Source organism: Streptosporangium sp. NPDC002721, from assembly GCF_042888905.1.
In the GTDB taxonomy this organism is placed as follows: Bacteria; Actinomycetota; Actinomycetes; order Streptosporangiales; family Streptosporangiaceae; genus Streptosporangium.
The window spans coordinates 208,284-233,187 of the sequence record NZ_JBIAQI010000015.1 but is presented as its reverse complement, the minus strand read 5'-3'; the positions used below and the strand labels follow the sequence as shown (position 1 = coordinate 233,187).

The window sequence follows — 24,904 nt, the reverse complement described above, 5'->3', positions numbered from 1 at the left end:
TGTCCGGGCCCTTTCGGTGGAGCTTCTGGTTAATTTCCATCGCGGCGGGAGAAGCGGTTGAAGATGCGCTCTCCGGCGTTGACGGCACCCTCGGCCACGTCGCGCAGGACGCCGATGAACGGGTCCTGGGACTGTGACCAGGAGTCGCGGTAGGAGCGGGCGGCGGCCCTGACCTCCTCGGAGATCTTCGCGTTGGCGTCGTCGGCGCGGCGGGGGTATTCCCCGGCGATGATCGTATCGTACTCGCCGCCGCGGCGCCACTTGTCGAGCTCGGCGACGCGGGAGACGGCGAACGGGTGGGTGGTGCCCAGCAGGTTGAGGACCTTGAGCAGGCCGTCGCGGACGTCGCCCGCCGTGTCGTACTCCCGCGCCTGGTCGAGGAAGGCCTCGATGTTCATCTCGTGCAGGCGCGAGCCGCCGGCGAGCTTCATCAGGGCGCGCAGTGCCGCGTCGGGGTCCTGGCCGCAGAGCAGGCCGCCACGGTCGGCGGAGAGCTCGGACTTGCGGTGCCACTCCTCCAGGCCGGCCACGATCGCGCGCAGGCCGATGTAGCCGAGCGGGATCCAGGCCACGCGGGTGGCCAGGCGGGTGAGGATGTCGAGCATGGTGCGGTAGACGGCGTGGCCCGACAGGATGTGAGCGGTCTCGTGGCCGATGACGAAGCGCTGCTCCTCCTCGTCCATCAGGTCCAGGAGGCCGGTCGTGACGACGATGAACGGGTCGTCGAAGCCGATCGCCTTCGCCTGCACCAGCGGGCTCTGCTGCACGTAGACCTCGGGAATGCGGTGGAGGTCGAGCGTGTAGGCCGCGTCGCGGCCCATGTCGTGCAGGGCTCGGAACTGGGTGTCGCTGGTCCGCACGGCCGAGGCGAGGTAGATCAGGCGCAGGCGGCGCTCACTGACCAGGCCGGACATCTGCTTGAGCACCGTGTCGAACCCGCTGAGCGACCGGAGGGCGACCAGCGCTGACCGGTCGGCGGGATGTTCGTAGGCGCGTGAGCTGATGCCGGGAAGCTGCACGCGGTTGCGATCCGGGGTGGTGGTCATGTCCGGCATGCTACGTCGGGTATGCCTGCCCCGCGCGGGGGGTGGTTAAAAGCTGTGTACGGCTTGCACGTATGGTCCGTTTCATGATGAACGCGCCTACTGGCCAGGGAAAGCGACGTCTGGGCGTCATGGGCGGGACCTTCGACCCGATCCACCACGGCCACCTGGTCGCGGCCAGCGAGGTCGCCCACCACTTCGATCTCGACGAGGTGGTCTTCGTGCCGACGGGGAAGCCGTGGCAGAAGGCCGACAAGATCGTTTCGGCCGCCGAGGACCGCTATCTCATGACGGTCATCGCGACCGCCTCCAACCCCCGGTTCTCGGTGAGCCGCGTCGACATCGACCGTCCGGGGCCGACCTTCACGATCGACACGCTCCGGGAGATCTCCGCCGCCTGGGGGCCCGACGTGGACCTCTACTTCATCACCGGGGCCGACGCCCTCGCCCAGATCCTGAGCTGGCGCGACGTGGACGAGCTGTTCACCATCGCGCACTTCGTGGGCGCCACCAGGCCCGGCCACGTCCTGCGGGACCCGGGCCTGCCGGAGGGCAAGGTCAGCCTGGTGGAGATCCCGGCGCTGGCCATCTCGTCGTCGGAGTGCCGCCAGCGGGTGGCCTCGGGGGAGCCCATCTGGTATCTCGTCCCCGACGGCATCGTCCAGTACATCAACAAGCGTGGTCTTTACAGCGACACGTCCTCGTGATCTTCCGGTGCCCGTCGACGAGCGGAGCGGGCCGGGGGCAGCCGGAGCGGATGGATGGTGAAAAATCCTGCGAATCGCGATGAGCTGGTGAAATGTCGCAGGTTAGAACGTGTTCCCATGAAATTCGCTATGATTTGAGACGTTTGCGTGGGACGAGTGTCCGCAGCTCACCGGCATGATCGTCGAACGGCCCGGCCGGTGCCCGTCCCACCCGAGATCGACAAGCGCGGTCCCGGCCGCGAAGGACGCCCCTGATCAGGCCGCCAATTCGTTTGCGGCGCGGAATCGGGTGGCACACGATAGGCGTTGTTCAAAAGGTGGCTCTTCAACGAGCCCCGAATCGGGCACCCTGATAGGTGACAGCGCCGACTAGCAGGAGGACTGACCCACACCGTGACAGCAACCGACAGATCCGTCCAGCTCGTCAGGCTCGCCGCCGAGGCGGCCGCGGACAAACTGGCCGATGACATCCTCGCCTACGACGTGAGCGACCAGCTCGTCATCACCGACGCGTTCGTGCTCTGCTCCGCCTCCAACGACCGCCAGGTCCGCGCCATCGTCGACGAGATCGAGGACCGGCTGCGGATCGAGGCCGACGCCAAGCCCGTCCGCCGCGAGGGCGAGCGCGAGGGCCGCTGGGTCCTGCTGGACTACATCGACATCGTCGTGCACGTCCAGCACGAGGAGGACCGCACCTTCTACGCGCTGGAGCGCCTGTGGAAGGACTGCCCCTCCATCGCGCTGCCCGACAGCGTGACCCAGGTCGCCGCCCAGCGCGCCCGCGGGGCGGTAGCTGAGTGAGTCGTCGCGTCGTCTGCCTCAGACATGGCCAGACGCTGTGGAACGTCGAGCACCGCTTCCAGGGTCACAGCGACATCCCCCTCGACGAGACCGGGATCGCGCAGGCCACCCGCGCGGCCTCGCTGCTCGCCGCGCTCCGCCCCACGATGATCGTCTCCTCCGATCTCCAGCGGGCCTTCGACACCGCCTCGGCGCTGGGCCGCGTCACCGGCCTGGACGTCACCGTCGACAAGGACCTGCGCGAGCGGGGCGGCGGTCAGTGGGAGGGGCTCACCCGCGAGGAGATCTCCGAGAGGTGGCCCAGGGAGTTCACCAACTGGGACGCCCCGGGCGGTGAGGCGGTCGGCGACGTCGCCGACAGGGTCTCCTCGGCCATCCGCCGCTGGGCGGGGGAGATGGACTCCGACGGCCTGCTGGTCGTCGCCTCGCACGGGGCGGCGATCCGGCTCGGCATCGCCAAGCTCATGAACCTGCCGCAGGAGCTCTGGCCCGCCCTGGGCGGGCTCGGAAACTGCTCGTGGTCGGTGCTGGAGGAGGCGCGCAAGGGCTGGCGCCTGCTGGAGCACAACGCCGGGACCCTCCCCGAGCCGGTCAGGAGCGACGACAGCCCCGAGGCCACCGACGACGGCCCCGAGGCCGCCCGGGGGTGACCTTCGGGCGGCACGGCTTGCGCCCCGGTGGCGGGCGCGGGCCGGGCGGCCGTCGATTAGGTGAACACGCGGGTGTCCTTATATGCTTCCCGAGCGCCGCGACGAGAGCACTCGAAGCGGTGACCAGGGGCTATGGCGCAGCTGGTAGCGCGCCTCCATGGCATGGAGGAGGTCTGGGGTTCGAATCCCCATAGCTCCACGTCGGGCCGTTCTCCGAACGGGCCCGGAGCGCGTCGCCGAGATCCCGCCCGATCATCTCGATCGGGCGGGATCTCTGCGTTTGTGGGGCTGGGGGACGGCCCCGGCTCAGGAACGACCCCGGCTGGGGAACGGCCCCAGCTCGGGAACGGCCCTGGTCATCCGGTCCCGGCTCGGTCGTGGATCCCGGCGGGCGTGAGCGACGACGTGCCACGAGCCGGTCATCCGCTTCCGGGACGGCCGTAGATCCCGGCCACCGCCCGCGCGGTCCTCGCGACGAGGTCGCGCAACTCCGCCGGGGCGAGGACCTCCAGGTCCGCGCCGAAGCGCAGGAAGTCCGCCAGCGCGTGCCCCGGGGACTCGACCGGGACCGTGACCCGCGTCCAGCCCTCGTGGTCGGGGGGTTCGGCGGTGGCCTCGGCGGCTCGCGGGACGGCCGGGCGGACCATGTCCGGCAGCCGTTCCATGCCGGACGGCGAGAGCCGGATGACGGCCTCGCCCCGCCGCAGCCACGTCTCGAACTCCTCCAGGGCGCCGTTCCAGTGCGCGGCGAGATCGAAACCGGCGGGCCGCTCGAACGGCTCCCCGAGCGCGGGCGGTTCCAGGATCTGCGAGACCCGGTAGGTCCGCACGTGCTCGTCGCCGCGCGCGACGAGATACCAGCGTCCCCCCTTGAGGACCAGCCCGTACGGCTCCAGCGTGCGGGCCACGTCCTGGGGGGCCTTCCAGCGGCGGTAGCGGATCTCCAGGCGGCGCTCGTTCCAGACGGCGTCGGCCACCGCCGCCAGGTGCGGGGTCTCGTCGGTGCCGTGGTACCAGTCGGGCGCGTCGAGGTGGAAGCGCTCGCGGATCCGCCCGGCCCTGTCCCTGAGCCCGCCGGGGAGTGCCGCCATCAGCTTGAGCCCCGCGGCCGTCACCACCGGGCCCAGGCCGAGCGCGGCGGCGGGACCGGGCATCCCGGCCAGGAACAGCGACTCCGCCTCGCCCGCGGTCAGCCCGGTGAGGCGGGTCCGGTACCCGTCGAGCAGCCGGTAGCCGCCGGAGGGGCCCGCGTCGCCGTACAGCGGCACGCCGGCGGAGTGGAGCGAGTCCACGTCGCGGTAGACGGTCCGGACCGAGACCTCGAGCTCGGCCGCCAGTTCCCGGGCGGTCATCCTGCCGCGGGCCTGCAGGAGCATCAGCAGGGAGATGAGACGGCTCGCACGCATGTCGTGAATTATCCGGCGAGGGTGCGGATGTGGGTTCCCGGTTCGCCCTTGCCGCGCCGGCCGCGCCTCCTCCGTCTGAACGCGAGGCCGGCACGGTAGGGCGAACCGGGAACCACGGACGCCGGTGACGTCCGCGCTCCTCTTCATGATCGGTCAGCCTGAACGGTGAGAGGGGGCGTTTTAGGCTTACTTAAGGTGGGTTTACGGATGACCTAACCAACGCCCGTGCCGGGCGTGCGGCACCTTCCTCAGCGTGGTGTCCTCCTGCGCGGCCAGCGGTCGCCGACCAGGCGCCGGGCGGTACGCGGGGGCCGGTCGTGCCGGTCGGTGCGGAACCAGAGCTGGACCCTGGCGCCGCCGAGGGAGGAGGCGTCGATCCGCAGCGTGCCTCCCGAGGACTCGGCGAGCCTGCGGGCGATGTCCAGGCCGAGCCCGGTGGAGCCCGCCCCGCTGGTCCCGCGCCGCAGCGCCGCCTCGGGGTCGCGGATGCCGGGACCGGCGTCGGCGATCAGCATGCCGACGGTACCCGCGCCCTGGTGCAGGGTCACCGTGAACGCCGTGCCCTCGCGGGTGTGCCGGAAGACGTTGCCGAGCAGCGCGTCCACCACGGCACTGAGCTCGGTGGCCGCGACCGGCACCCGTACGGGCGCCGAGGCGCCGATCAGCTCCCAGGGGCGCCGCTGGTCCTCGGCCAGCGCGGACCAGAAGGTCAGCCGCTCGCGCAGCACCTCGGCGGCGTCGCAGTGGACGAGCTCCGGAGCGCGGGAGGGCTGCCTGGCCGCCGCGATGATCTGGTCCACCTCGGCCTCCAGGCGGCCCAGCGCGCTCCTGCTCTGATCGGCCTCGGGCCCCAGGTGGTCCAGGCTGAGCCGGAGCGCGGTGAGGGGGGTGCGCAGGCGGTGCGACAGGTCGGCGGCCATCTCCCGTTCGGCGGCCAGCAGCTGGACCACGCGGTCGGCCATGCTGTTGAACGCCTCACCGGCCGCGACCAGCTCGGGCGGGCCCTCGGGCTCGATGCGGACGCTGAGGTCCCCGGCGCCCAGGGCACTCGCCGCCTTGCCCAGCCGCCGGGCCGAGCGCACCACGCGCACGCCCAGCCGGTCGCCGACCAGCAGCGATCCGGCGACGAGCACCGCGGCCACCCCGCTCAGCACCGCCCACGACGAGGCCACGCCCCGGGTGAGGTCCGCCGACGGGATGAAGATCTCGATGACCACGGTCCTGCCGCCGTCCAGGGCGACGGGACGCAGCAGGAGGTAGCCGGTGTCCATCTCCGCGGTGATGGCCCGGGTGAGCCGGGAGGCGGCGGCCACGGTGTCGGCGGGGGCCCTGACGGTACCGGCCGAGCCGCCGCCGGGCAGGTGGACCGCGATCCGGTCCCGCGCGCCGGTGCTGAGCAGCGCGTGGGTGAGCCGGTCCGGATCGACGGTGATGGCCAGCACTGGGACCAGCGCCGAGGCCTGCCGTTCCGCCTCGGCCATGGCCCGGCCGTGGGCGATCTCCCTGACGATGAGCCCGAGCGGGATCAGGAAGGCCAGGGCGACCATCGAGGTCCCCGCGACGGTGAGCAGGGCGAGGGTCCGCCTCACGGCGGAGTGATCAGCATGACCCCCACGCCGCGCACGGTGTGCAGGTAGCGGGGGGCGGAGGCGCTCTCGCCGAGCTTGCGGCGCAGCCACGACAGGTGGACGTCGATCGTCTGGTCGTCCCCGTAGGACTGCTGCCACACCTCGGTGAGCAGTTCCTTGCGGGAGACCACCCGGTCGGCGCGGGCGGCGAGGTAGGCGAGGAGGTCGAACTCGCGCCTGGTGAGGGTGAGCGGGGCGCCGTCCAGCCCGGCCTCGCGCCGGTTGAGGTCCACCGACAGCGCGCCGACGCACAGCACCGAGGGCGGGGTCGCGCTGCGCGCCCGGCGCAGCACGGCGTCCAGGCGGGCGTTCAGGTGGTCGCCGGAGAACGGCTTGACCAGGTAGTCGTCGGCCCCCGCCTGGAGCAGCCGGACGATCTCCGCCTCGTTGTCCCTGGCCGTGGCCACGATGACCGGCACGCTGGAGACGCTGCGGATCATCTTGAGCGCCTCAGCCCCGTCCAGGTCGGGCAGCCCGAGGTCGAGGATCACCGCGTCCGGGGGAGTCTGGGTGATCTCCCTCAGCGCGTCGAGGGCGCGCCCCGCGCTGCGCACGGCGTGCTGGCGCCTGCCGAGTTCCTGAATGATCGCGGATCGTACGTACTCGTCGTCTTCGACCACCAGAACCGTCGCCATGCCGTGTAACGGTAGTGAACAACGAGACATATGGCGTAATAATTCACGACATGCGGCAGACGCTGGGGTTCATAGCGGTGTGGTGCGGGGCCACCGTCCTGGCGATCTCGGTCGCCTGGTTCGGTGTCCGCGACGTGCTCCGCAGCGAGGTCTTCGACGACGCGAGCGTCGAACCCCTCAACGCGGCCCTCGGCCGTACGGGAGACTCGACGCTGCCGCCGGGAGCGCCCACGGGGCCGCCGACCGTCGGCACGCCGACCGCCTCCTCCGTCGCGCTCGGCCGGAGCCCGGCGCCCCGCCTCACCCCGCCCGCGCGGGACACCGCCAGGCCGCGGCCGGAGCGCTCCCCGTCGAGGACCGCCGCGACGCCGGTACGCACGCGGCAGGCCGGGCTCTCCCGTCCCGAGCCGTCGGCGTCGCCGTCGAGATCCTCCTCCAGGCCCCCGGCCAGGCCCAGCGCGACCCGGGCCGCCCCCACCCCCTCGTCGTCCGCCGCGCCCAGGGCCACGGCCACCCGGACGCAGTCGGTCTCCACCGAGAACCTGCGCGTGGTGAACGTCAAGGGCGGTTCGGTCTCGTTCGCCATCGAGAACGGGGTGTGCCGCCTGATCGCCGCCGCTCCCAACGCGGGCTACGAGGCCAAGGTCGCCTCGGCCACCGGCTGGATCCGGGTCGACCTCGTCCAGGGACAGCACGGCTCGGCGGTCTTCTGCATCGGCGGGGAGAACCGCACCGACCTGTGGGAGTACTAGAACCGGTCGCGGGGGTGTTCTCCCGGTGAGTCCCCCCGGCCCCGGTCCTCGCCGAGGGGCCGGTCGCCGAGGTCGCGCAGGCGCGCGGCGGCCTCGGCGACGCGACTCTCGTCGAAGACCGCGACGCCGTGCCGTTCCAGCAGGGCGGTGGTGACCCCGTCACCGGGCACCCGCCGGCCGCCGAAGGCGCCGTCGTAGATGCTCAGGCTGCCGCAGGAGGGGCTGCCCTCCTTCAGGATCGCCACCCGCACGCCGTGGGCCCGCGCGGCGGCGAGCGCCGCCCGCGCGCCGGAGAGGAAGGCCTCCGTGACGTCGGCACCCGAGGCGGTCAGCACCCGGGCCCTCCCGGCCAGGACCGCCTCGCCCCCGGCCCCGCCCTCGATCTCCGCGGCCGGGCGCGGGACGGGCAGGCCGCCCTCGACCTCGGGGCAGAACGGGACGAGCCGCCCCTCCCGTCGCCACTCGGCCAGCAGCGCGTCGCCGCTCGTCTTGGCGGCCCCGTCGTAACGGACCTTCCGCCCCATCAGGCAGGCGCTGACCAGGATCCTCTCCACGGCCCCAGAGTACGTGGCGCGGCGCGGGGGGCGAGGGGGCCGGGCAGTACCCTTCTGCCCATGCCTTCCGATGTCCCGGGATTCCGATGATCGGCCCGCTCGCGACCGGCCTGATCCTGCTTTCGCTGGTGATCGGGATCTTCAGCCTTGTCACCACGATGCGGAACCGGCCGATGGGGAGAACGCTCCTCGTCTCGCTCGGGGTGCTGGAGCTCGGCCTGCTCGTCCAGGCGGGGTTCGTGATCGCCGCGCTGGTGAGGGGCGAGGGGCCCGCGGAGACGGCCACGCTCATCGGCTACCTGGCGGGCAGCCTGGTGATCCCGCCGGTGGCGGCGTTCTGGGGGTACGGCGAGCGCTCGCGCTGGGGGCCGGCGGTGATCGCGGTGGCGGGCTTCGCGATCCCCGGGATGGTCGGGCGGATGCTCCAGGTCTGGCAGGGGCTGCCGTGAGCGAGCCGGCGATCGGCACCGGCCCCGGACGCGCGCTGGTGGCGGTCTACGGGGTGTTCGCCCTCGCGGCGGGGGCCCGTGCCGCCGTGCAGATCGCCACCCGGTTCCAGGAGGCCCCGCTGGCGTACTCGCTGTCGGCGTTCGCCGCCGCCGTCTACGTCGTGCTCACCGTGGCGCTGGCCAGGGGGAACAGGACCCTGGCGCTGGTCGCCTGCGGTGTCGAGCTGGCCGGGGTGCTCATCGTGGGCACGCTCAGCATGGTCGACCCCGAGGCCTTCCCACGTGCCACGGTTTGGTCAGGTTATGGAAGTGGATACCTGTTCATCCCATTTGTGCTCCCTGTCCTGGGCCTTTACTGGCTTTTGCGGCGCCGTTAGTTAGGGCCGTACCTCACCGGGCATGTGTGCCTCCCGAACCGACCGAACCACAAGGGAGGACACGGTCATGAGCTCGATTGAACAGTCCGTCGACGTCAACGTGCCGATCCGGACCGCGTACAACCAGTGGACCCAGTTCGAGAGCTTTCCCGAGTTCATGGAAGGCGTCGAGACGATCAAGCAGCTGAGCGACACGCGCACGGCGTGGGTCGTCGAGATCGCAGGGGTTCGCCGGGAGTTCGAGGCGGAGATCACCGAGCAGCACCCCGACGAGCGGGTGGCCTGGAAGTCGGTCGAACGGCCGCACCAGGCGGGCGTGGTGACCTTCCACCATCTCGGCCCCGACACCACGCGGGTCACGTTGCAGATGGAGTACGACCCCGAGGGGTTCGTCGAGACCGTCGGTGACTGGCTGCAGATCGTCCGTCTGCGCGTCCGCGGCGACATGGAGCGTTTCAAGACCTTCATCGAGTCGCGCGGCGGCGAGACCGGCGCGTGGCGCGGCGAGGTGCCCGGCCCGCACGAGCACGGCGACGCCGGTACCGGTACGGGCACGGGAGGCGGGTACGGCCTCGACGAGCCTGTGCCCCCGCGTACGGTGGGCCAGTCCTACCCGTCGGACCCGTCGCTCCCCCCGCCCGGTGGCACGCCGCTGCCCCCGGCCGGTCGCGGGCTCGGCGAGGAGCCGCCGCCCTCCCCGGGGCCGCGCATCTGACGCGCGCCCGAGGTAGGCGCGCCCGGTGCCGTCGCCCCGGCGTCCGTCGTCCGAACTGTCCGGGGTTCCGGGCACACGGAAGCCGAGGTCGCGCCGGTGCGTGAGAGAGCCGGGTCACGTTCTGTAAAGAGGGACGTGGCCCGGCTTTCACGTTGTCAGGTGTTCGCGCCCGGTGCGGTCCGGCGCGCGAGGTCAGGAACAAATCGAGGTTTTAGTCCTGTTACAGTCGGGGTCAGCCAATCATCCTACGATTGGATGAAACCCTAAGGAGGACTGAAACCAGCATGAGCGTGCTCACCCATCAGACCAGGGGCCGCACCGGTGGAACGACAGGCTCTCTCGCCTGGTTGCTCGTGCTGGGGATCGTTCTCGCGGCGCTGAACCTGCGCACCGCCGTCACGAGCGTCGGGCCGGTTCTCGACCAGATCACCTCTGGTCTCGGCATGACCGCCGTCGGAGCCGGGCTGCTCACAACGCTGCCCGTGCTCATCTTCGCCTCGGTCGGCGCGGTCACCCCCGCGCTGGCCAGGAAGGTCGGGGAGCACCGCCTTCTGCTCCTCGCCCTTCTCGTCCTCGGCGCGGGCCTGCTCGTCCGATCGATGGTCGGCTCCGCCGAGGTCTTCCTCTACAGCAGCGCCCTGGCGCTGTCGGGCGGGGCGGTGGGCAACGTGCTCATCCCCAGCCTGATCAAGCGCCACTTCCCCGGCCGGGCCGGGACCATGACCACCGTCTACACCACCGCCCTCGCGGTGGGCACGATGCTCGCGGCCGCCGCGACCGTGCCCATCCAGCGGGCCACCGACGGCAACTGGCACGTTGCCCTCGGGGTGTGGGGGGCGTTCGCCGCCGTCGCCGCCATTCCGTGGCTTGCGCTCTCGCGCAGTGAGCCGGAGCGGCACGGAGCGAGCGGGGGAACGGGTGCCCGCGTCCTGCTCCGCAGCAGGCTGGCCTGGGCGGTCGCCGCCTACTTCGGCACCCAGAGCATGGTCGCCTACATCATGTTCGGCTTCCTGCCGAAGATCCTCACCGACGGCGGCTACACCACCTCGCAGGCGGGCCTGGTCCTGGGCGTCTTCACCGCGATCGGCATCCCGGTCTCGCTCGTCGTGCCCGCGATCGCGTCGAGGTTCTCCGACCAGAGGCCGGTGGTGGCCGCCTTCGTCCTCTTCTACACGGCCGGTTTCCTCGGCCTCTGGCTCGGGCCCTCCAGCCTGGCCTGGGCCTTCGCCGGACTGGTCGGCATCGGCATGGGGTCCTTCCCGCTCGCGCTGACCATGCTCGCCATGCGTACCCGCACTCCCGAGGCGACGGCCGCGCTGTCGGCCTTCGGGCAGAGCACCGGGTATCTCATCGCGGGTGCCGGGCCCCTGCTCGTCGGCGTCATGCACGAGTCGACCGGTGGCTGGACGCTGCCGTTCCTGCTGCTGCTCGCGATGGTCGCCGTCCAGTTCGTGGCCGGCTGGCACGCGGGCCGTCCGGGCTACCTGGAGGACGAGCGGGCCCTGGCGCGCTGACCCGCCGTGACCGGTACGGCCCGCGCCCTTTCGGGGGCGGCGCGGGCCGTACCGGCATAATGGGGCGATGCCAATCACGGATTCGACGCGGGTCGGCTATCCGGGCGGAGAGGTCAAGGGGCGTTCGGTCGTCGTCGCCACCGTGCCGGTCGGCGACGGGTACGGGACCGTCGTGGCCGAGACCCCTTTCCACCCGCTGGACCACACCTGGCCCGACCAGCCCGCCGACACGGGGACCATCGGCGGGATCGCGGTGACCGACTGCGTGACCGGGGCCGTGGCCGAGGGTGAGGAGACCGTCCGTCTCGGCGCGGACATCCCGGTGCGCCGGGGGACCCCGGGCTGGCACTGGCTGGTCGTCCACGTCACGGCCGAACCCGTCGCGGGCGAACCTGTCACGGGCGGCGGTCCCGCCGCCGACGGTCTCACCGGTGCCGGTGCCGGTGCCGGTGCCGGTGCCGGCGCCGGTGCCGGGGTCGGGATCGGTGGCGAGGTCGAGTTGGTGGTCGACGCCGCGCGTCGTCGCGCGCTCTCGGCGGGGCACACCGCCTGCCACCTCGCCGCCCTCGCGCTCAACGCGGCGCTGGCCGGGCGGTGGCGCAAGGAGGTGCCCGCCGACGGGCTGGGGCACCCCGACTTCGACCAGGCCGCCATCGTCTCCTCGCGGATCCTCCCCGGCGGCAGCCACGACGTCTACCGGCTGGGCAAGTCGCTGCGCCGCAAGGGGTTCGGCACCGAGGGGCTGGCCGAGGAGCTCCCGAAGATCACCCATCTGGTCGGCGACCGCCTCCGGGAGTGGATCGAGGCCGACGCCGCCGTCGGGATCGACAGCCCCGGCCCGGAGCTCACCGCCCGGCGCACCTGGCGCTGCGCCCTGCCCGAGGCCGAGGTCTCCATCCCGTGCGGGGGGACGCACCTGTCGAGCACCGCCGAGCTCGGCACGGTCGCCGTGACCCTGGAGCTGTCCGCCGACGGTTCCGAGCTGACCATGCTCACCACCGTCGGCCCGTAGGGGGCGCCGGGGGAGGATCACGCGGTCAGGCGCGGCTTCGGGCGGCCCGCCGCGGAGACGGCCCGCAGGGCGGCCTCCGCGGCGATCAGGGCGCTGTGCGAGGAGACCTCGCTGAGCAGGCCGGGAGCCGCCACCGCGTCACCGGCCAGCCAGACGCCGTCGCCCCGGTCGATCGCGGGCCGGTCCCGCCAGGTGGCCCCCGGCAGGTCCAGGGCGCCGGTGCGGCCGTCGCACATGGCCTCCCGCCGCCAGGTCGTCCGCTCCCGCCAGCCGGGAAGCCCGAGATCGGCCACCCGCTCCACCCTGGAGATCGCCTCCGCCCTCGCCTCACCCGGCCTGACCGGCATCTGCAGCTGGCAGAGGCTGTGCCCCCCGGGGGCGAGCGAGGGGTCCGGCAGGCTGTAGCGCTCCAGGAAGCCTCCCTCGTCCAGGTCGGAGACGAAGAAGAGGTCGCCGGCGCTCGCCCGCAGGCCGAGGTCGAGCAGGACGGCCTTCCCGCTCTCCCAGCGCAGCGACCCGTCGCCGAGCAGCGTCCTGGCGGCGTCCAGCGAGGTCGCCACGATCACGGGGGCGCCCTCGGGCAGGCGGTCCACCCGCGAGCCGGTCTCGATCCGCACGCCCAGGCCGCGCGCGTGGACGGCCATCCGGTCGATCACCCGCCCCCAGCCGCCGACGACGTAGCGCGGGGCCGGATACCTCGGCGCGGTCGCCCGCAGCACCCGCTCCCAGACGAACGCCGCCGACAGCCGCCCGGGGTCCGCGTCGTAGGTGATCACCCCGGCCAGTCCCGAGGCGGCCCGCATGCCCTCCTCGCCGAGACGACGGGTGGCCCAGGTGCCGAAGTCCTCGTCCACCGGCGCCCGCAGCCGCCGCCTGGCGAGCGCCCCCAGCAGCGACCTGGGCGGCACCCCCGACAGCCGGCCGCCGTGGCGGAACCTGCTCCTGGCGAGCATGCCCGGCGTGAGCCTGGCGTACGGCCGGACCAGCCCCCTGGCCGCCAGCCAGCGCCAGGGCTCGCCGTCGGAGTAGAAGACGTGGGTGCCCTCATTGGCGACGTACGGCGCGGCGGTGCTGCGGGCCCGGCCGCCCAGCTCCCGGTGCGCCTCGTGGAGGGTGACCCGTGCGCCGCCCTCGGCGCACGCGATGGCCGCGGTGAGGCCGGCGAGCCCGCCGCCGACGACGGTGATGTCGCCGCCGCTGATCTGTCGCGTCTCTCGTGTCATGCCCGTACGACGGGCCGGGAGGTGCCGTTCGTGACATCACCGCCGCGCCGTTCCCCGGGGGACATCAGAGGTGGGCGAGCTTCTCCGGGTTCGCCACCAGGAAGACGGTCCTGATCAGGCCGTCCTCGACGACCAGGGAGAACACGGTGATCGGCCGGCCGTCCGCGGTCACCACCACGGCCGGCCCGCCGTTCACCTCCGTGATCCGCACGTCGAAACCGGAGACAGGTCCGGCGCCGATGCTCTCCATGAAGCCCCGCAGGCGGCTCCCGGTGGCGATCGAGGACAGGAAGCGCGCCACCCTGCTCGCGCCGACGATGACCCGCAGCGGGGCCTTGGCCCTGCCGCCGCCGTCGCTGACCAGCGACACGTCCTCGGCGAGGATCGCGGTCAGCGCCCCCAGGTCACCGCCCGCGGCCGCCTCGGCGAACCGCTCGGTGAGCCTGCGCCGCAGCCCCCGGTCCACCTCGAACCTCGGCCTGCCCTCCTGGACGTGCTCCCTGCCGCGCCGGGCGAGCTGCCGGGTCGCCGCCTCGCCGCGCCCGATCACCTCGCCGATCTCCGCGTACGACATGCCGAACGCCTCCCGCAGCACGAACACCGCGCGCTCCAGCGGGGAGAGGGTCTCCAGCACCACGAGCAGGGCCAGCTCCACCGAGTCGGCGAGCTCGGCGTGCTCGGCCACGTCCGGGGTGACGACCAGCTCCGGCAGCCACGACCCGACGTAGGCCTCACGCCGGCTCCTCACCCGCCGCAGCCGGTCGATGGAGAGCCGTGTCACGACCCTGATCAGATACGCCCGGTCGTCCTCCACCTGGGAGACGTCCACCCCCGACCAGCGCAGCCACGCCTCCTGGACGACGTCCTCGGCGTCGGTCACGCTGCCCAGGATCCGGTAGGCGACCCCGGTGAGCAGGTCGCGGTGCTCTTCGAAACGCTCGACGGCCATAGGAGGACAGACGTATCACGGGGCCCCGGTGTGACACGACCCGGTAAACGGTTGTTTACTGCGACCCTTTACCATGCGAGGGCGGAAGTCCGCAGCGGAGACAGCGGAGACAGCGGAGGAGTGGGCAGTGACGGGAACGACCCTCGCCGAACCGGGCACCATCCGGCAGGGCAGGCATCTGCGGCTGACCCTGGTGGCGCTCTCCACGGCGGGGATGGTCGTCTCCGTCCAGCAGACCGTGGTCATCCCGCTGCTGCCCCGGCTGATGGTCACCTTCGGCGTGTCGGTGGCCGAGGTCACCTGGGTCTTCACCGCCTCGCTGCTCGCCGGCGCGGTGGCCACGCCGCTGCTGTCGCGCCTCGGTGACATGTACGGCAAGAAGCGGATGATCCTGCTCACCGTCGGCCTGCTCGTCCTGGGCTCGGTGGTCTGCGCCCTGTCCGGCTCGCTCCCCATGTTGATCGCCGGCCGGGCCCTGCAGGGCGCGTCGACCGCGCTGATCCCGCTGGCCATCGGCATGATCAAGGACGGTTTCCCGCCCGCCAGGGTCATGACGGCCATCGGGGTGGTCAGCGCCACCATGGGCGTCGGCGGCAGCCTCGGCATGATCGTCACCGGCCTGATCGCCGACCGTACCTCCGACCACCACCCGGTCTTCTGGATCACCGCCGGTCTCGCCGTGGGCGCGGTCGTCCTCATCGCGCTCAGCGCCCACGACGGCGGGGCCGGTGCCGGAGGCCGCCCCGACCTCGTCGGCGCGGCGCTGCTGTCGGTCTGGCTCGTCTGCCTGCTGCTGGCGATCTCCAAGGGCAACGACTGGGGCTGGGGCTCGGGAACCGTCGTCGGGCTGTTCGCGGGCGCGGCCCTGTCCTGCGCCGCGTGGGTCGTCAGCCAGATGCGGCTCCGGTCGCCGATGGTGCGGCTGCACCTGCTCGTCGGGCCCCGGTCCCTGCCGGCCAACCTGGCCTCGCTGCTCCTGGGTTTCGCCATGTTCGGCTCCTTCACCCTGATCTCCAGCTTCGTCCAGACACCTCCGTCGGCCGGGTACGGCTTCGGCGGGTCGGTCCTCGACGTGGGTATCTACGCCCTGCCCAGCACCGTGACCATGCTGCTGGCCTCCTTCGTGGCGGGCCGCCTCTCCACGCGCCTCGGCCCCGCCTACTCCCTCGCCCTCGGCGCGGGCCTGTGCGCGACCGGATTCGGGTGGTTCACCCTCTTCAACGACTCGGTGCTCCACCTGATCGGCTCCAACGCCGTGCAGGGACTGGGATTCGGCGTCGGGTACGCGGCGCTGGGGGCGCTCGCCGTGCAGCACGTGCCCATGGACCAGAGCGGCATCGCCAGCGGCATCAACTCCCTGGTCCGCTCCATCGGCGGCAGCGTCTCCGGCGCCGCGACCTCGGCCCTCCTCACCTCCGTCACCATCGCCGGCACCTCCGTCCCCTCCCGCGACGCGTACGTGATCTCCTTCGCCATCATCACCGCGAGCGCCATGGGCTCGGCGGCCGTCGCGCTCGTGACCGGAATGAGGGCGCGAGGACTGTCCCGAATCGGTTAGGATTTCATCTGCATCGCAAGGGGCTATGGCGCAGCTGGTAGCGCGCCTCCATGGCATGGAGGAGGTCTGGGGTTCGAATCCCCATAGCTCCACTTCGGTGACTGGGGTCCGCTGTTCGCAGGTTTGAAGCCTGCTTCCGGCGGGCCCCTTCGTCGTTTCTGTCGGGGGGACGACCCCCCGGGCCCCCCGGTGCGGGGGCTCCGCCCCCACGCCCCCCTCCCTCGCTTCGCTCAGGGGCCGCCTCGTCGGCCTGTTCCCGAATTCTGTGAAAGGCGGGGCGGGTCAGTCGTCCGAGGCGACGACGACGGCCAGGGAGTCCTGGTTCCGGTCGATCAGGATGAGTTCGTGGAACTCGCCGAGGATCCACCCCAGGTCGTCGTCGCGGGCCGCCTCGTCGAGGGTGCGGAGGCGGTAGCGGGAGGTGGCCGCGCGGATCAGCGGGTAGACCTCGGCCTCCAGGTCGTGGGCGATCGTCTCGGGAAGGTCGGCGTACCTGCCGGCCCAGGTGCGGATCGTGGCGCAGGCGGTCTCCTGGTCGACCTCCTCGAACGAGGCGGCGGAGAGCGCGTCGAGGCGGTAGGGGCCGTGCACCGGGCCGTCGTCCTCCCGGGAGCCGGAGCCCAGATAGTCGTTCCGGTACAGCTGGTGGGAGAGCAGCGCGGTGAGCAGCGGTTCGTCGTCCTGCGGGGCGGTGAGACGGAAGTGCTTCACGTCCACCCAGCGGTAGGTCCTGTCCTTGAAGTTGACCAGGGTGGTCGAGGCGAACGCCAGTTGCTCCATGGGTGTGACCATAGTGACTCCCGGGATCCGCGCATCGCCGATTGGCCGAACTGGATGGGCGCTCAGGAAACGGAAAAAACGGGGCACGAGCTGGGGGCGCGCGACGAGCGGGCACTCACTCCCCGGAGGAGGGGCGACGTTTGCCGCTCCGGGGTGAGGGCAGCCGTTGACAAACACGACGTGGCGCCACAGGAGGTCAGATGCTGCCCGGCAAGCAGAAGGTCGGCACGGTCGCGGTGATCGCCCACCAGAAGAAGACGTTCGGCGGAGGGCTGGACGAGCTGCGCAGGCTTCTCGCCGACGAGGGAGTCGACAAGCTGCTCTGGTACGAGGTGCCCAAGAGTAAGAAGGCGCCGAAGAAGGCGAAGAAGGCGTTGAAGGAAGGGGCCGACCTGGTCCTGGTGTGGGGTGGCGACGGCATGGTGCAGCGTTGCGTGGACACGCTCGCGGGCTCCGGTGTCACGGTCGGCATCCTTCCCGCCGGGACGGCCAACCTCTTCGCGCAGAACCTGGGCATCCCCGAGGACCTGCCCAAGGCCGTGCACATCGCCTTCCACGGCGAGAGCAGGAAGCTGGACCTCGGGAAGGTCAACGGGGAGCACTTCGCCGTCATGGCCGGGGTCGGCTTCGACGCGGCGATGATCGAGGACGCCGACCGGGGGCTGAAGGACCGCCTGGGGCGCGTGGCGTACGTCTGGACGGGCCTGCGCCACGTCCGGGGGGAGCTCGTGCGGATGGAGGTCAAGATCGACGGTGTGACGTGGTTCGAGGGCGAGGCGAGCTGCCTGCTGCTGGGCAACGTCGGCACCATCACCGGCGGTATCGAGGCGTTCGACGACGCGCGTCCCGACGACGGGTGGCTGGAGATCGGCGTGACCACCGCGACGGGGCCGATCCAGTGGGCGCGCGTGCTCGGCCGGATGAGTGTGGGGCGGTCCGACGAGTCGCCGTTCGTCCGGATGTCCCGGGCGCGCAAGGTGACCGCCACGTTCGCCACCCCCATGACCTACGAGCTGGACGGCGGCGCCAAGGGCACCGTCACCGAGCTCAAGGCCAAGGTCGTGCCCGGCGGCATCACCATCCGTGTCCCCGAGTCCACCGGCTCCGACGAGTCGTGATCCGGGGGCGCCGGCCGTGACCGGCCCTGACCGGCCGTGATCCCGGGACCCTCGGCTCTGACGAGTCGATCCCGGGCCCTCGGTTCCGGCCGGTCGTGATCGCGGGTCACCGCGCGCGGCCGGTTCGCGGGTACGGCCGCCGGGGGCGTTACAAAATCCCCCTTTTCGTTAACATTCATGACAAATGTAGATTGGATATGGTTTATCGACCGATTTCGCTTAGTGGGAAAGAGTGGGTCGATGGCCGGTAATCGCTGGACCGAGGCCGCCGTTCCCGACCGGCCGACGGGGATCGTGTACGGACCGTGATCGAGCTGAAGGTGTCGATCGACATAGACCGTCCGGCGGCCGAGATATGGCGGATCGTCGCCGACTTCGGACAGGATCCCCGGTGGCGCGCGGGCGTGACCACGATGGCGCCCGATCCGCCGGGTCTCGTCGTCCCGGGCACCACCACCGACGAGACCCTGCGTATCGCCGGACGCGGCTTCTACATCAGCGGCCTGGTGACCTCGGTGGTACCAGGCAGGGAGTTCCTCTGGCGGGGGACGTCGGGGATCGACGTCGAGGGCGGCAGGTCGGTCGTGCCGCTGGACGACGACCGGTGCCGGGTGACCATGTGGTTCCGGCTCCGCCTCCCCGGCCTGCTGCGCCTGCGCGCTCCCATGCTCGAACGCATGCTCAGGCGCAAGCTCCAGCAGAACGTCCGCCGCCTCGCCGATCTGGTCAGCACGGACGCGTGGCGCCGTCCGCGGGGGACGGCCACCTCGCGTGACCGCTGTCCCCGGTCGTCGCGGTGAACGCGGCCCGGGTGGTCGTCACACCCGCGTGACCGTCATCTGCAGTTCGGTCACCCAGTTGTCGTGGTCGCCCTCCGGGCAGTCGATGGAGACCTCCCTGGCCAGCCCGAGACCGCGGTAGTCGTGCTCGTCGATCCAGTGGGCCAGTGTCTGGAACGTCGGTCCCACCTCCTCCATCGGGCCGCGGTGGATGATCGTGGCGGCCTGCTCGATCTCCGGCAGGTCCACGACCGCGAAGTCGTGGTCGCCGCTCGTCTCCGCGGCGACCTCCAGCCCGGCGCGCACGGTCACCCGGCCGTCGGCCTCGGGCTCGTACCGGGCGATGCCGTAGCCGGTGACCTTCACCCCGGCGGCGTCGACGCGCCGGCACAGCTCGGCGCGGCGCAGCCGCAGCATCCCGTACAGCTCCGCGGTGTCGACCCGCTCGTCCAGGATCGAACCGATCTGGCGCAGGGTGAGGCCGAGGTCCTTCAGGGCGATGACGCGGTTGAGTCGCGACAGCTGGTCGGCCCGGTAGAAGCGGTGCCCGCTGCCCGGGTCGACGTGGGCGGGCCGGAGCAGGCCGATCGCGTCGTAGTGGCGCAACACGCGCACCGACACCTGGCCGAGCTGGGAGAACGCTCCGATGCTGAACATGGTGCCTCCAGGTATAGGGGGTGACACCGTGTCAGCCGCAACCCCGGGCCCCGTCTCCGCCGCCCCTTCCGCGAGTCCCGGCCCACGGCCTCGGTAGCGGGCGCGCACGGTCGTCGTGCTCGCGTCCGGTCCGGCCGGGCGTCTTCGTGGCGTACCGTCGTTGACGGCTACTGGCGGGTAGGAATAGGTTCCCAGATACCAACTGGTCGGTTCGAAGGGGACGTCGGCCTCGCTCGGCGCGAGACCGGGGGTCCCGGGCGCCGGCTGTCCTGTTGACTCCCTGGAGGCGTGATGACCGACGTCCAGCTGGCCCGTCAATCCTGGCGCCGCCTGGAGCCCGTCCACGGGATGATCTACTTCGTGCCCGAGGCCACCGAGCGCTACGCCGCGCTCGGTCTCGACAGCCGCGCGGGTTACTTCGCCTCCCGCGCCGCGGCCTTCGGCACCGCCTCCGCCGAGCTGGTCATCGCGACCTTCTACAACTTCCACCCCGCTCTCGTACGGCGCGCGCTTCCCGCCGCGTGGCAGGTCACGACCCCGGAGAAGGTGCTCGCGGCCCGCCTCGAAGCCGCCGTGGCGGCCCTGCGCCGGGCCGGGATCCACGAGATCGACACGCTCGCCGAGACGACGGAGCTCGCCGTCCGCGCCGCGGAGAGGGCGTGTGAGCATCCCCAGGGACGCCCGCTGTTCGCCGCGCACGCCGCGCTGCCCTGGCCCTCGGAGCCGCTCCCGCGGCTCTGGCACGCCCAGACGCTGCTTCGCGAGTTCCGGGGGGACGGGCACGTCGCGTGCCTGCTCGCCGAGGGTGTCGGCCCGCTGGACGCGCTGGTCCTGCACGCCGCGACCGGGCACGTCCCCACGGTGTTCCTCAAGTTCAGCCGCGACTGGCCCGAGGAGGAGTGGGCCGGGGCCGAGGAGAGGCTGCGCGAGCGCGGCCTGCTGGCCGGCGACGGGCTCACCGAGGAGGGCGCGGCGCTCAGGCGGCGGATCGAGGACCGCACCGACGAGCTGGCACTGCCCGCGTACGCCGCGCTCTCCGACGACGAGCTGGCCCGCCTGGCCGAGCTGGCCCGCCCCTTCGGCCGGGCCGTGGTGGACAACGGCCTGCTCACCCTCTCCGGCTGAGGTCGCGGGGGTACGGCCTTCGCGGTCACCCTCGCCGTGCGGACGGGTTCTCGCGGTCGTCGCCCGCGGGGTGACCGGGGCCTTCCCGGTCACCTCTCGCCGGGCGGCCGGATCAGTTTCTCGCGGACGGGTCGGCGACCTGGCCGATGAACAGCGGGGTCAGCGTCGGCCGGTGGACGATCGCGAAGGCGAACGGACGGTCGGCGCGGACCTCGGCCTCGGGCGGTGGCGGGGCCGACGCGGGGAAGGCGAGGCCGGTGACGGCGGCGGCCTCGGTACCCCACTCGTCCACGGCGATGTTGGCGCGGTGGATCGCCTGGTCGAGGTGGGCCCCGTCGACGATCCCCGAGTAGTCGTTCCCCCGCAACCCCAGCTTCGCGAGCGACTCCGCCAGGTCCAGGGTCGCGGAGAAGTCCCATCGGGGCATGGCGAGCCGCACCGGCCGTTCCTTGAGCCCGTTGGCCACCCGCGCCATCACGGCGGGGGAGAGCAGGTCGCCGGGGGAGCCGCCCGCCCGCGGCACGAGGACCCACATGGCCAGCTCGTCCCCGGTGTAACGCAGCTCCACGGCCTGCCAGCCGGACCCTTCCGCGTACGGGATGGAGCCGTCGCGGCGCATCAGGGGGGTGCGGATCGTCGTACCGTCGGCGCGGGTGAAGGTGGCGCCCTCCTCCGGCGGGTCGGTGAACGGTGTCGTCCAGTCGGCCTTGAGATAGATGGCGTTGGCGATGACCAGCTTGGTCTTCGCGGGCAGGTCGTCGAACACCTTCTTGATCCGCCCGGCGGTCCGCTCCTCGGCCCAGGCGTTGATGACCTCCGTGGCGTCCCCGGTGAAGTCCACCTGGCGCACGCCCGTGCCGTACTGCGCCGCGAGCGTGCGCAGGAACCCGGGCTTGACGCTCAGCCCCTCCTGGGTGAACAACTCGTTGGCGATGCCCATGACCGGAGGCTCGGGGGCGCCTCCCTGGGCGTCCCGCTCCGCGTCCGGGCCGGGCGGGGGCGGCGGGTCGTCGGTCGTGACGATCTGCCGGGTGAGCTCGTTGAGGGAGGTGTGCGGGCCCTCGGCGGGGAAGCCGAAGACCGCGTCGAGCTCGGTGGCAGTGCCCCCGGTGCCCCCGGTGCCCCCGGTGCCCCCGGTGGCCCCGGCCCTCGCCATGCCGAAGGCGTAACCGATGCTCAGAGGCGACAGGACGGTGTTGGCCCCGGGCTTCGCGGTCGCGGCGAACAGGGAGTGTCCGAAGGCGGTCAGACCACGTACGGTCTCCGCGACAGGGGGGTTCTTGGGGACCTCCCGCTTCACCCCCTTCGCGGTGATCGCGCTGGACTCGGTCATGGCGCACGCCGAGAGGGCGGCGACGGCCAGCAGTGCGGGTAACAGTCGGCGCATGCTCCTGAGACGTACGCCACCGCCGGGCGGTTCACCCGGTTCGCGTGCCGGCCGGTCCGCGGGGCGGGCGGCATCAGGTGAACGCGGCGAAGGCGCCCGCCCCGATGAGGGCGACGGCCCAGGCGAGGTCGAGGTTGAACCACGCCTTGCGGAGCACCGCCACGCCCAGCCGCTCGTAGACGACGAGGGCCAGGACGGTGGTGGTCACCAGCATGGCCATCGTGTGCACCCCGGTCGTCAGCAGGCTCTGCGAGACCAGCGCGGCGGCCTCGTGTCCTTCGTGGCCGCCGTGCCCGCCGTGTCCGGCGTGTCCGCCGTTCAGGGTGACCGGGAGCACCATCAGCCCGGCCCCGTGGGCGGTGGCCATCAGGAACGACCACCCGGCCAGCTGCCACTTCGTCACCTTCATGCCGACCCAGCGGGGATGGCGCCGCCGCAGCAGCCGCCAGAGGCCGAACCCGCACACCACGGCCGCCACGCCGTACGAGACCGCCTTGGGCGGGGCGGCCAGCCTGGCCGCCGACACCAGCCCGAGCGTGATCAGCACCGAGCCCGCGTGACCGAGCACGATGGGCGGCAGCGCGCGTAGCACCCCGTCGCGCGAGCGCTCCTGCAGCCCGAGCGCGACCGCGAAGAGCCAGCCCATGGCCGGGTTCAGACCGTGGAAGGCACCGAGCCCGGCCAGGACGAGCAGGGACGTCAGATCCATCGGACACGCCTCGCGGGAAGTGGGAAGGTGACCGGGATCGGCGGGAGGGCGGCTGCGGCGGCGGAGGCGGTGGCGGTGGCCGGTGGGTCCGCGGCCGGGGTCATGGGACGCATGGTCATGGGAAGCAGTAGGAGTCGGAGGAGGAGTCGCCGCCCTGCAGGCGGACCTGGTGCGCGCGGCGGCCGTCGGCGGCGAAGTCGACGAGGAAACCCGGATCGAGGGCGATCGAACCGTCGTCGGCGATGTCCACCTTCGCCATCCAGCTGGAGATGCCGTCGGGGTAGAAGACGTCGTCCCAGGAGCGGTAGAGCGAGTTGGTGAAGTACACCCGCCGCCCGTCCCTGCTGGCCTCGACCATCTGCGGCCCCCCGTTCAGCGCCCGGCCCGGATCGGCGGGGTGGCCCTCGCGCCGAGCGATCCCGCCGAGCCGGACCGAGCCGGTCTCGCGCGGGTCGAAGGGGTCGGAGACGTCGTACGCCTTGAGCTCGCCGGTGCCCCAGGCGGAGACGAGCAGGATCCGGTCGTCGAGCGTGAGCGAGATGTCGCTGACCAGCGGTGGTACCGCGCCGAACTGCTTGAGCGGCTCGGGCAGCAGGCTCGGGTCGGCGGGCTCGGCCGGGATCGTGATCGTCTTGCGGGCCTTCCAGACGCCGTTGTCCAGATACCAGGTGAAGATGTTGGCCGACAGGTCCTCGACGTTGATCACGCTGTTGACGAAGCCGTAGGTCTTGGTCGGGTCGTGGGCGGGCCGGAGCTCCAGGGCCATCTGGTGCTGGTCGCCCAGGTCGATCTCCTGGAGGTGCCTGCGCTTGACCAGGTCCCAGACGTGCAGCCGGTGGCCGTACTGCCGGCCGACGAGAAGCTCCAGCGAGGGCCCCGGCTCGATCTGGTTGGGCGTGCCCCACTCGCTGGTGATCATCGTGTCGTGCCCGAGGTGCCACCAGAAGTCGTAGTGCAGCCGCTGCGGACCCCGGTCGGCCTCCCAGCGGCCCTTGGGCTCGAAGGTGTCGTGGTCGAGCGTGAACACGCCGCCGGGCGCGTCGCCGTCCACGTTGCCGAGCGCGCTGACGTAGATGGCGTCGGTGCCGCAGTGGACGGTGTGCGGGCGGCTGTAGCCGGTCTTCTCGAAGATGGTCTCCGGCTCGATCGTCTTGACGAGCTTGGGGCGCCAGGGGTCGTCCTTGACGTCGAAGATGTAGATCCTGCTGGACCTCAGGCCCGGAAGGACCAGATAGCGCCGCTCCACGTGCGGGTGCGGCGCGTACGGGCACAGGGCGGCGCTGCACACGTTCCAGCCGAAGTGGTGGAGCTCGTCGCCGGGGACGGACATGTCGTGCACGTCGGCGATCGACCCGTCCGACAGGTCGATCGTGGCGAGCCCGTCCGGCCGGTCGTCACCGGTCGTGGCGAGCAGCGCGACGTAGGCGAGCTCCTCCTTCGGGGCCGTCATGGCGTCGCGGGCCGACGGATAGAAGGTGGGATCGGGCTGAATGAGCGCCACGGTGAACTCCTGAACTCGTAGCCGGAATCGGTACCCAACTAATCATGTAGGAAAACTGTCTGTTGTCCAGGGGTCGTTCTGTGTGACCGGCGTGGACGGGAGGGTGGGCCCGGTCGTCCGGTTCCGCCGGTTCGCGAGCCGGTGAACGCGGAAAACGGTCCGCGTGGGCGCGAGATCCTCTGGTCGAGGGGTTTCGCGGGGAAGGTAGTAAACCGAATGTTTCGGACAAGCGGAGAGGTGCGAGGCATAATGCCCCGCACCTCTCCATATTTCAGTTGACGGCCATCCGGCCCGCGCGGCCGTTCCCGAGTTTCACTTTCCCGGTCCTACGGACCTTCGAAGTGAACCGCCGGGCCGGGACACGTCAATCGACCTGTTTCCGTAAGGCCCCTGGAAATCTCAGCAGACTCTCACAGCGGCGACCGTGCAGGCCCTCGGCTGGGCCCAGTAAACCGGGGTGCTGACCACCGGAAGGCTGACCACCGGGGTACCGACGACCGGGAGACCGACGATCGGCCTGCTGACCGTTCCCGCTCCGGGAGGTCCGGGCGGGCCCTGAGGCCCAACGGGCCCGGCGGGTCCCTCAGGTCCTGCGGGTCCGGCTGGTCCTTCCGGTCCGGGTGCGCCGTCGGCGCCTGCGGGCCCTGCGGGTCCCTCAGGTCCTGCGGGTCCGGCTGGTCCCTCGGGTCCGGGTGCGCCGTCGGCGCCTGCGGGTCCGGCTGGTCCCTCGGGTCCCGGTGCGCCGTCGGCGCCTGCGGGCCCTGCGGGTCCCTCAGGTCCTGCGGGTCCGGCTGGTCCTTCCGGTCCGGGTGCGCCGTCGGCGCCTGCGGGTCCGGCTGGTCCTTCCGGTCCGGGTGCGCCGTCGGCGCCTGCGA

At 71.9% G+C, this 24,904-nt stretch carries 27 protein-coding genes and 2 tRNA genes; 16 read left to right on the top strand and 13 right to left on the bottom strand.

The window, feature by feature from the left end:
* Window positions 1-29 precede the first annotated feature (29 nt).
* Entirely contained in the window at window positions 30-1,055 is a 1,026-nt protein-coding gene (locus ACFYWM_RS23150) for a M48 family metallopeptidase (protein WP_389917507.1), read from the bottom strand.
* A 74-nt stretch (window positions 1,056-1,129) separates the two neighbouring features.
* Between ACFYWM_RS23150 and nadD the strand changes: the two genes are divergently transcribed.
* The 4 genes from nadD (at window position 1,130) to ACFYWM_RS23130 (ending at window position 3,400) form a co-directional block, all read left to right on the top strand.
* The gene (nadD, locus tag ACFYWM_RS23145) at window positions 1,130-1,750 is read left to right on the top strand and encodes a nicotinate-nucleotide adenylyltransferase (RefSeq protein ID WP_389917506.1); all 621 of its coding nucleotides are present in this window, start codon (window positions 1,130-1,132) and stop codon (window positions 1,748-1,750) included.
* A 393-nt stretch (window positions 1,751-2,143) separates the two neighbouring features.
* The gene (gene rsfS, locus ACFYWM_RS23140; RefSeq protein ID WP_362873202.1) at window positions 2,144-2,551 is read left to right on the top strand and encodes a ribosome silencing factor; all 408 of its coding nucleotides are present in this window, start codon (window positions 2,144-2,146) and stop codon (window positions 2,549-2,551) included.
* A complete protein-coding gene (locus ACFYWM_RS23135; RefSeq protein ID WP_389917505.1) occupies window positions 2,548-3,201 on the top strand; it encodes a histidine phosphatase family protein in 654 nt (217 codons plus the stop codon). Before rsfS ends, ACFYWM_RS23135 begins: the two co-directional genes overlap by 4 nt.
* 126 nt (window positions 3,202-3,327) lie before the next feature.
* A tRNA-Ala gene (locus tag ACFYWM_RS23130) sits at window positions 3,328-3,400 on the top strand.
* Window positions 3,401-3,620: 220 nt separating this feature from the next.
* Here the strand turns inward: ACFYWM_RS23130 and ACFYWM_RS23125 are convergent.
* The 4 genes from ACFYWM_RS23125 to ACFYWM_RS23110 all read right to left on the bottom strand — a co-directional run bounded on the left by ACFYWM_RS23125 (window position 3,621) and on the right by ACFYWM_RS23110 (window position 7,432).
* A complete protein-coding gene (locus tag ACFYWM_RS23125; RefSeq protein WP_389917504.1) occupies window positions 3,621-4,607 on the bottom strand; it encodes a helix-turn-helix transcriptional regulator in 987 nt (328 codons plus the stop codon).
* A gap of 248 nt (window positions 4,608-4,855) precedes the next feature.
* Window positions 4,856-6,196 carry a sensor histidine kinase gene (locus tag ACFYWM_RS23120; RefSeq protein WP_389917503.1) on the bottom strand — a complete coding sequence of 447 codons (1,341 nt, stop codon included), beginning with the start codon at window positions 6,194-6,196 and terminating at the stop codon, window positions 4,856-4,858.
* Complete coding sequence (locus ACFYWM_RS23115; protein ID WP_389917502.1) at window positions 6,193-6,870, bottom strand: response regulator transcription factor; 678 nt, start codon at window positions 6,868-6,870, stop codon at window positions 6,193-6,195. Before ACFYWM_RS23115 ends, ACFYWM_RS23120 begins: the two co-directional genes overlap by 4 nt.
* A 43-nt stretch (window positions 6,871-6,913) precedes the next feature.
* Complete coding sequence (locus tag ACFYWM_RS23110; RefSeq protein WP_389917501.1) at window positions 6,914-7,432, bottom strand: hypothetical protein; 519 nt, start codon at window positions 7,430-7,432, stop codon at window positions 6,914-6,916.
* Between ACFYWM_RS23110 and ACFYWM_RS23105 the strand changes: the two genes are divergently transcribed.
* Window positions 7,422-7,622, top strand: a complete 201-nt coding sequence (locus ACFYWM_RS23105) for a hypothetical protein (RefSeq protein WP_389917500.1) — start codon at window positions 7,422-7,424, stop codon at window positions 7,620-7,622. The two genes, ACFYWM_RS23110 and ACFYWM_RS23105, sit on opposite strands and share 11 nt — an antisense overlap.
* Here ACFYWM_RS23105 and ACFYWM_RS23100 read toward each other — a convergent pair.
* Window positions 7,619-8,176, bottom strand: a complete 558-nt coding sequence (locus ACFYWM_RS23100; RefSeq protein WP_389917499.1) for a DUF523 domain-containing protein — start codon at window positions 8,174-8,176, stop codon at window positions 7,619-7,621. The genes ACFYWM_RS23105 and ACFYWM_RS23100 overlap by 4 nt on opposite strands.
* Before the next feature lie 86 nt (window positions 8,177-8,262).
* Between ACFYWM_RS23100 and ACFYWM_RS23095 the strand changes: the two genes are divergently transcribed.
* The 5 genes from ACFYWM_RS23095 to ACFYWM_RS23075 all read left to right on the top strand — a co-directional run bounded on the left by ACFYWM_RS23095 (window position 8,263) and on the right by ACFYWM_RS23075 (window position 12,243).
* Complete coding sequence (locus tag ACFYWM_RS23095) at window positions 8,263-8,625, top strand: hypothetical protein (RefSeq protein ID WP_389917498.1); 363 nt, start codon at window positions 8,263-8,265, stop codon at window positions 8,623-8,625.
* Window positions 8,622-9,002, top strand: a complete 381-nt coding sequence (locus ACFYWM_RS23090; RefSeq protein ID WP_389917497.1) for a hypothetical protein — start codon at window positions 8,622-8,624, stop codon at window positions 9,000-9,002. The genes ACFYWM_RS23095 and ACFYWM_RS23090 overlap by 4 nt, the downstream gene beginning before the upstream one ends.
* A 67-nt stretch (window positions 9,003-9,069) precedes the next feature.
* Window positions 9,070-9,717, top strand: coding sequence for an SRPBCC family protein (locus ACFYWM_RS23085; protein ID WP_389917496.1), 648 nt, complete (start codon window positions 9,070-9,072; stop codon window positions 9,715-9,717).
* A 284-nt stretch (window positions 9,718-10,001) separates the two neighbouring features.
* Complete coding sequence (locus ACFYWM_RS23080; RefSeq protein ID WP_389917495.1) at window positions 10,002-11,231, top strand: CynX/NimT family MFS transporter; 1,230 nt, start codon at window positions 10,002-10,004, stop codon at window positions 11,229-11,231.
* A 67-nt stretch (window positions 11,232-11,298) separates the two neighbouring features.
* A complete protein-coding gene (locus tag ACFYWM_RS23075; protein ID WP_389917494.1) occupies window positions 11,299-12,243 on the top strand; it encodes a metal-dependent hydrolase in 945 nt (314 codons plus the stop codon).
* Window positions 12,244-12,260: 17 nt separating this feature from the next.
* Here ACFYWM_RS23075 and ACFYWM_RS23070 read toward each other — a convergent pair whose 3' ends face one another.
* Both ACFYWM_RS23070 and ACFYWM_RS23065 read right to left on the bottom strand, forming a co-directional pair.
* Window positions 12,261-13,466, bottom strand: coding sequence for a phytoene desaturase family protein (locus tag ACFYWM_RS23070; protein ID WP_389917493.1), 1,206 nt, complete (start codon window positions 13,464-13,466; stop codon window positions 12,261-12,263).
* A gap of 64 nt (window positions 13,467-13,530) precedes the next feature.
* Entirely contained in the window at window positions 13,531-14,415 is an 885-nt protein-coding gene (locus ACFYWM_RS23065; protein WP_389917492.1) for an RNA polymerase sigma-70 factor, read from the bottom strand.
* Between the two features lie 127 nt (window positions 14,416-14,542).
* Between ACFYWM_RS23065 and ACFYWM_RS23060 the strand changes: the two genes are divergently transcribed.
* Window positions 14,543-15,973, top strand: coding sequence for an MFS transporter (locus ACFYWM_RS23060; RefSeq protein ID WP_389917491.1), 1,431 nt, complete (start codon window positions 14,543-14,545; stop codon window positions 15,971-15,973).
* 19 nt (window positions 15,974-15,992) lie between these two features.
* Window positions 15,993-16,065, top strand: a tRNA-Ala gene (locus ACFYWM_RS23055).
* Window positions 16,066-16,255: 190 nt separating this feature from the next.
* Here the strand turns inward: ACFYWM_RS23055 and ACFYWM_RS23050 are convergent.
* On the bottom strand, window positions 16,256-16,753 hold the full coding sequence (locus tag ACFYWM_RS23050; protein WP_389917490.1) for a hypothetical protein: 498 nt from the start codon (window positions 16,751-16,753) through the stop codon (window positions 16,256-16,258).
* 200 nt (window positions 16,754-16,953) lie between these two features.
* Between ACFYWM_RS23050 and ACFYWM_RS23045 the strand changes: the two genes are divergently transcribed.
* Together ACFYWM_RS23045 and ACFYWM_RS23040 are read left to right on the top strand one after the other, a co-directional pair.
* Window positions 16,954-17,871 carry a diacylglycerol/lipid kinase family protein gene (locus ACFYWM_RS23045; RefSeq protein ID WP_389917489.1) on the top strand — a complete coding sequence of 306 codons (918 nt, stop codon included), beginning with the start codon at window positions 16,954-16,956 and terminating at the stop codon, window positions 17,869-17,871.
* 305 nt (window positions 17,872-18,176) lie between these two features.
* Window positions 18,177-18,671, top strand: a complete 495-nt coding sequence (locus tag ACFYWM_RS23040; protein ID WP_389917488.1) for an SRPBCC family protein — start codon at window positions 18,177-18,179, stop codon at window positions 18,669-18,671.
* A gap of 18 nt (window positions 18,672-18,689) precedes the next feature.
* On the opposite strand, the gene ACFYWM_RS23035 is transcribed toward ACFYWM_RS23040, so the two are convergent.
* Window positions 18,690-19,307, bottom strand: coding sequence for a MerR family transcriptional regulator (locus tag ACFYWM_RS23035; protein WP_389917487.1), 618 nt, complete (start codon window positions 19,305-19,307; stop codon window positions 18,690-18,692).
* A 291-nt stretch (window positions 19,308-19,598) separates the two neighbouring features.
* On the opposite strand from ACFYWM_RS23035, the gene ACFYWM_RS23030 reads away from it, so the two are divergent.
* Complete coding sequence (locus ACFYWM_RS23030; protein WP_389917486.1) at window positions 19,599-20,432, top strand: hypothetical protein; 834 nt, start codon at window positions 19,599-19,601, stop codon at window positions 20,430-20,432.
* A gap of 112 nt (window positions 20,433-20,544) precedes the next feature.
* On the opposite strand, the gene ACFYWM_RS23025 is transcribed toward ACFYWM_RS23030, so the two are convergent.
* From ACFYWM_RS23025 to ACFYWM_RS23015, 3 genes are all read right to left on the bottom strand, one after another.
* Entirely contained in the window at window positions 20,545-21,819 is a 1,275-nt protein-coding gene (locus ACFYWM_RS23025) for a serpin family protein (protein ID WP_389917485.1), read from the bottom strand.
* A 73-nt stretch (window positions 21,820-21,892) separates the two neighbouring features.
* Complete coding sequence (locus tag ACFYWM_RS23020; protein WP_389917484.1) at window positions 21,893-22,528, bottom strand: hypothetical protein; 636 nt, start codon at window positions 22,526-22,528, stop codon at window positions 21,893-21,895.
* A gap of 115 nt (window positions 22,529-22,643) precedes the next feature.
* Window positions 22,644-24,029 (bottom strand): selenium-binding protein SBP56-related protein, encoded by a 1,386-nt coding sequence (locus tag ACFYWM_RS23015; protein WP_389917483.1) that lies wholly within the window; start codon window positions 24,027-24,029, stop codon window positions 22,644-22,646.
* 620 nt (window positions 24,030-24,649) lie between these two features.
* Between ACFYWM_RS23015 and ACFYWM_RS23010 the strand changes: the two genes are divergently transcribed.
* Window positions 24,650-24,904, top strand: a 255-nt coding sequence (locus ACFYWM_RS23010; protein WP_389917482.1) for a hypothetical protein, incomplete at its 3' end; no start/stop codon positions are given.

What these genes read in the sequence shown, in the direction of transcription:
- ACFYWM_RS23150 (WP_389917507.1), bottom strand. Translation starts at nt 1,055, where the DNA reads ATGCCGGACATGACCACCACCCCGGATCGCAACCGCGTGCAGCTTCCC.
- nadD (WP_389917506.1), top strand. Translation starts at nt 1,130, where the DNA reads ATGATGAACGCGCCTACTGGCCAGGGAAAGCGACGTCTGGGCGTCATG.
- ACFYWM_RS23125 (WP_389917504.1), bottom strand. Translation starts at nt 4,607, where the DNA reads ATGCGTGCGAGCCGTCTCATCTCCCTGCTGATGCTCCTGCAGGCCCGC.
- ACFYWM_RS23115 (WP_389917502.1), bottom strand. Translation starts at nt 6,870, where the DNA reads ATGGCGACGGTTCTGGTGGTCGAAGACGACGAGTACGTACGATCCGCG.
- ACFYWM_RS23095 (WP_389917498.1), top strand. Translation starts at nt 8,263, where the DNA reads ATGATCGGCCCGCTCGCGACCGGCCTGATCCTGCTTTCGCTGGTGATC.
- ACFYWM_RS23085 (WP_389917496.1), top strand. Translation starts at nt 9,070, where the DNA reads ATGAGCTCGATTGAACAGTCCGTCGACGTCAACGTGCCGATCCGGACC.
- ACFYWM_RS23080 (WP_389917495.1), top strand. Translation starts at nt 10,002, where the DNA reads ATGAGCGTGCTCACCCATCAGACCAGGGGCCGCACCGGTGGAACGACA.
- ACFYWM_RS23075 (WP_389917494.1), top strand. Translation starts at nt 11,299, where the DNA reads ATGCCAATCACGGATTCGACGCGGGTCGGCTATCCGGGCGGAGAGGTC.
- ACFYWM_RS23070 (WP_389917493.1), bottom strand. Translation starts at nt 13,466, where the DNA reads ATGACACGAGAGACGCGACAGATCAGCGGCGGCGACATCACCGTCGTC.
- ACFYWM_RS23065 (WP_389917492.1), bottom strand. Translation starts at nt 14,415, where the DNA reads ATGGCCGTCGAGCGTTTCGAAGAGCACCGCGACCTGCTCACCGGGGTC.
- ACFYWM_RS23050 (WP_389917490.1), bottom strand. Translation starts at nt 16,753, where the DNA reads ATGGAGCAACTGGCGTTCGCCTCGACCACCCTGGTCAACTTCAAGGAC.
- ACFYWM_RS23045 (WP_389917489.1), top strand. Translation starts at nt 16,954, where the DNA reads ATGCTGCCCGGCAAGCAGAAGGTCGGCACGGTCGCGGTGATCGCCCAC.
- ACFYWM_RS23035 (WP_389917487.1), bottom strand. Translation starts at nt 19,307, where the DNA reads ATGTTCAGCATCGGAGCGTTCTCCCAGCTCGGCCAGGTGTCGGTGCGC.
- ACFYWM_RS23030 (WP_389917486.1), top strand. Translation starts at nt 19,599, where the DNA reads ATGACCGACGTCCAGCTGGCCCGTCAATCCTGGCGCCGCCTGGAGCCC.
- ACFYWM_RS23025 (WP_389917485.1), bottom strand. Translation starts at nt 21,819, where the DNA reads ATGCGCCGACTGTTACCCGCACTGCTGGCCGTCGCCGCCCTCTCGGCG.
- ACFYWM_RS23020 (WP_389917484.1), bottom strand. Translation starts at nt 22,528, where the DNA reads ATGGATCTGACGTCCCTGCTCGTCCTGGCCGGGCTCGGTGCCTTCCAC.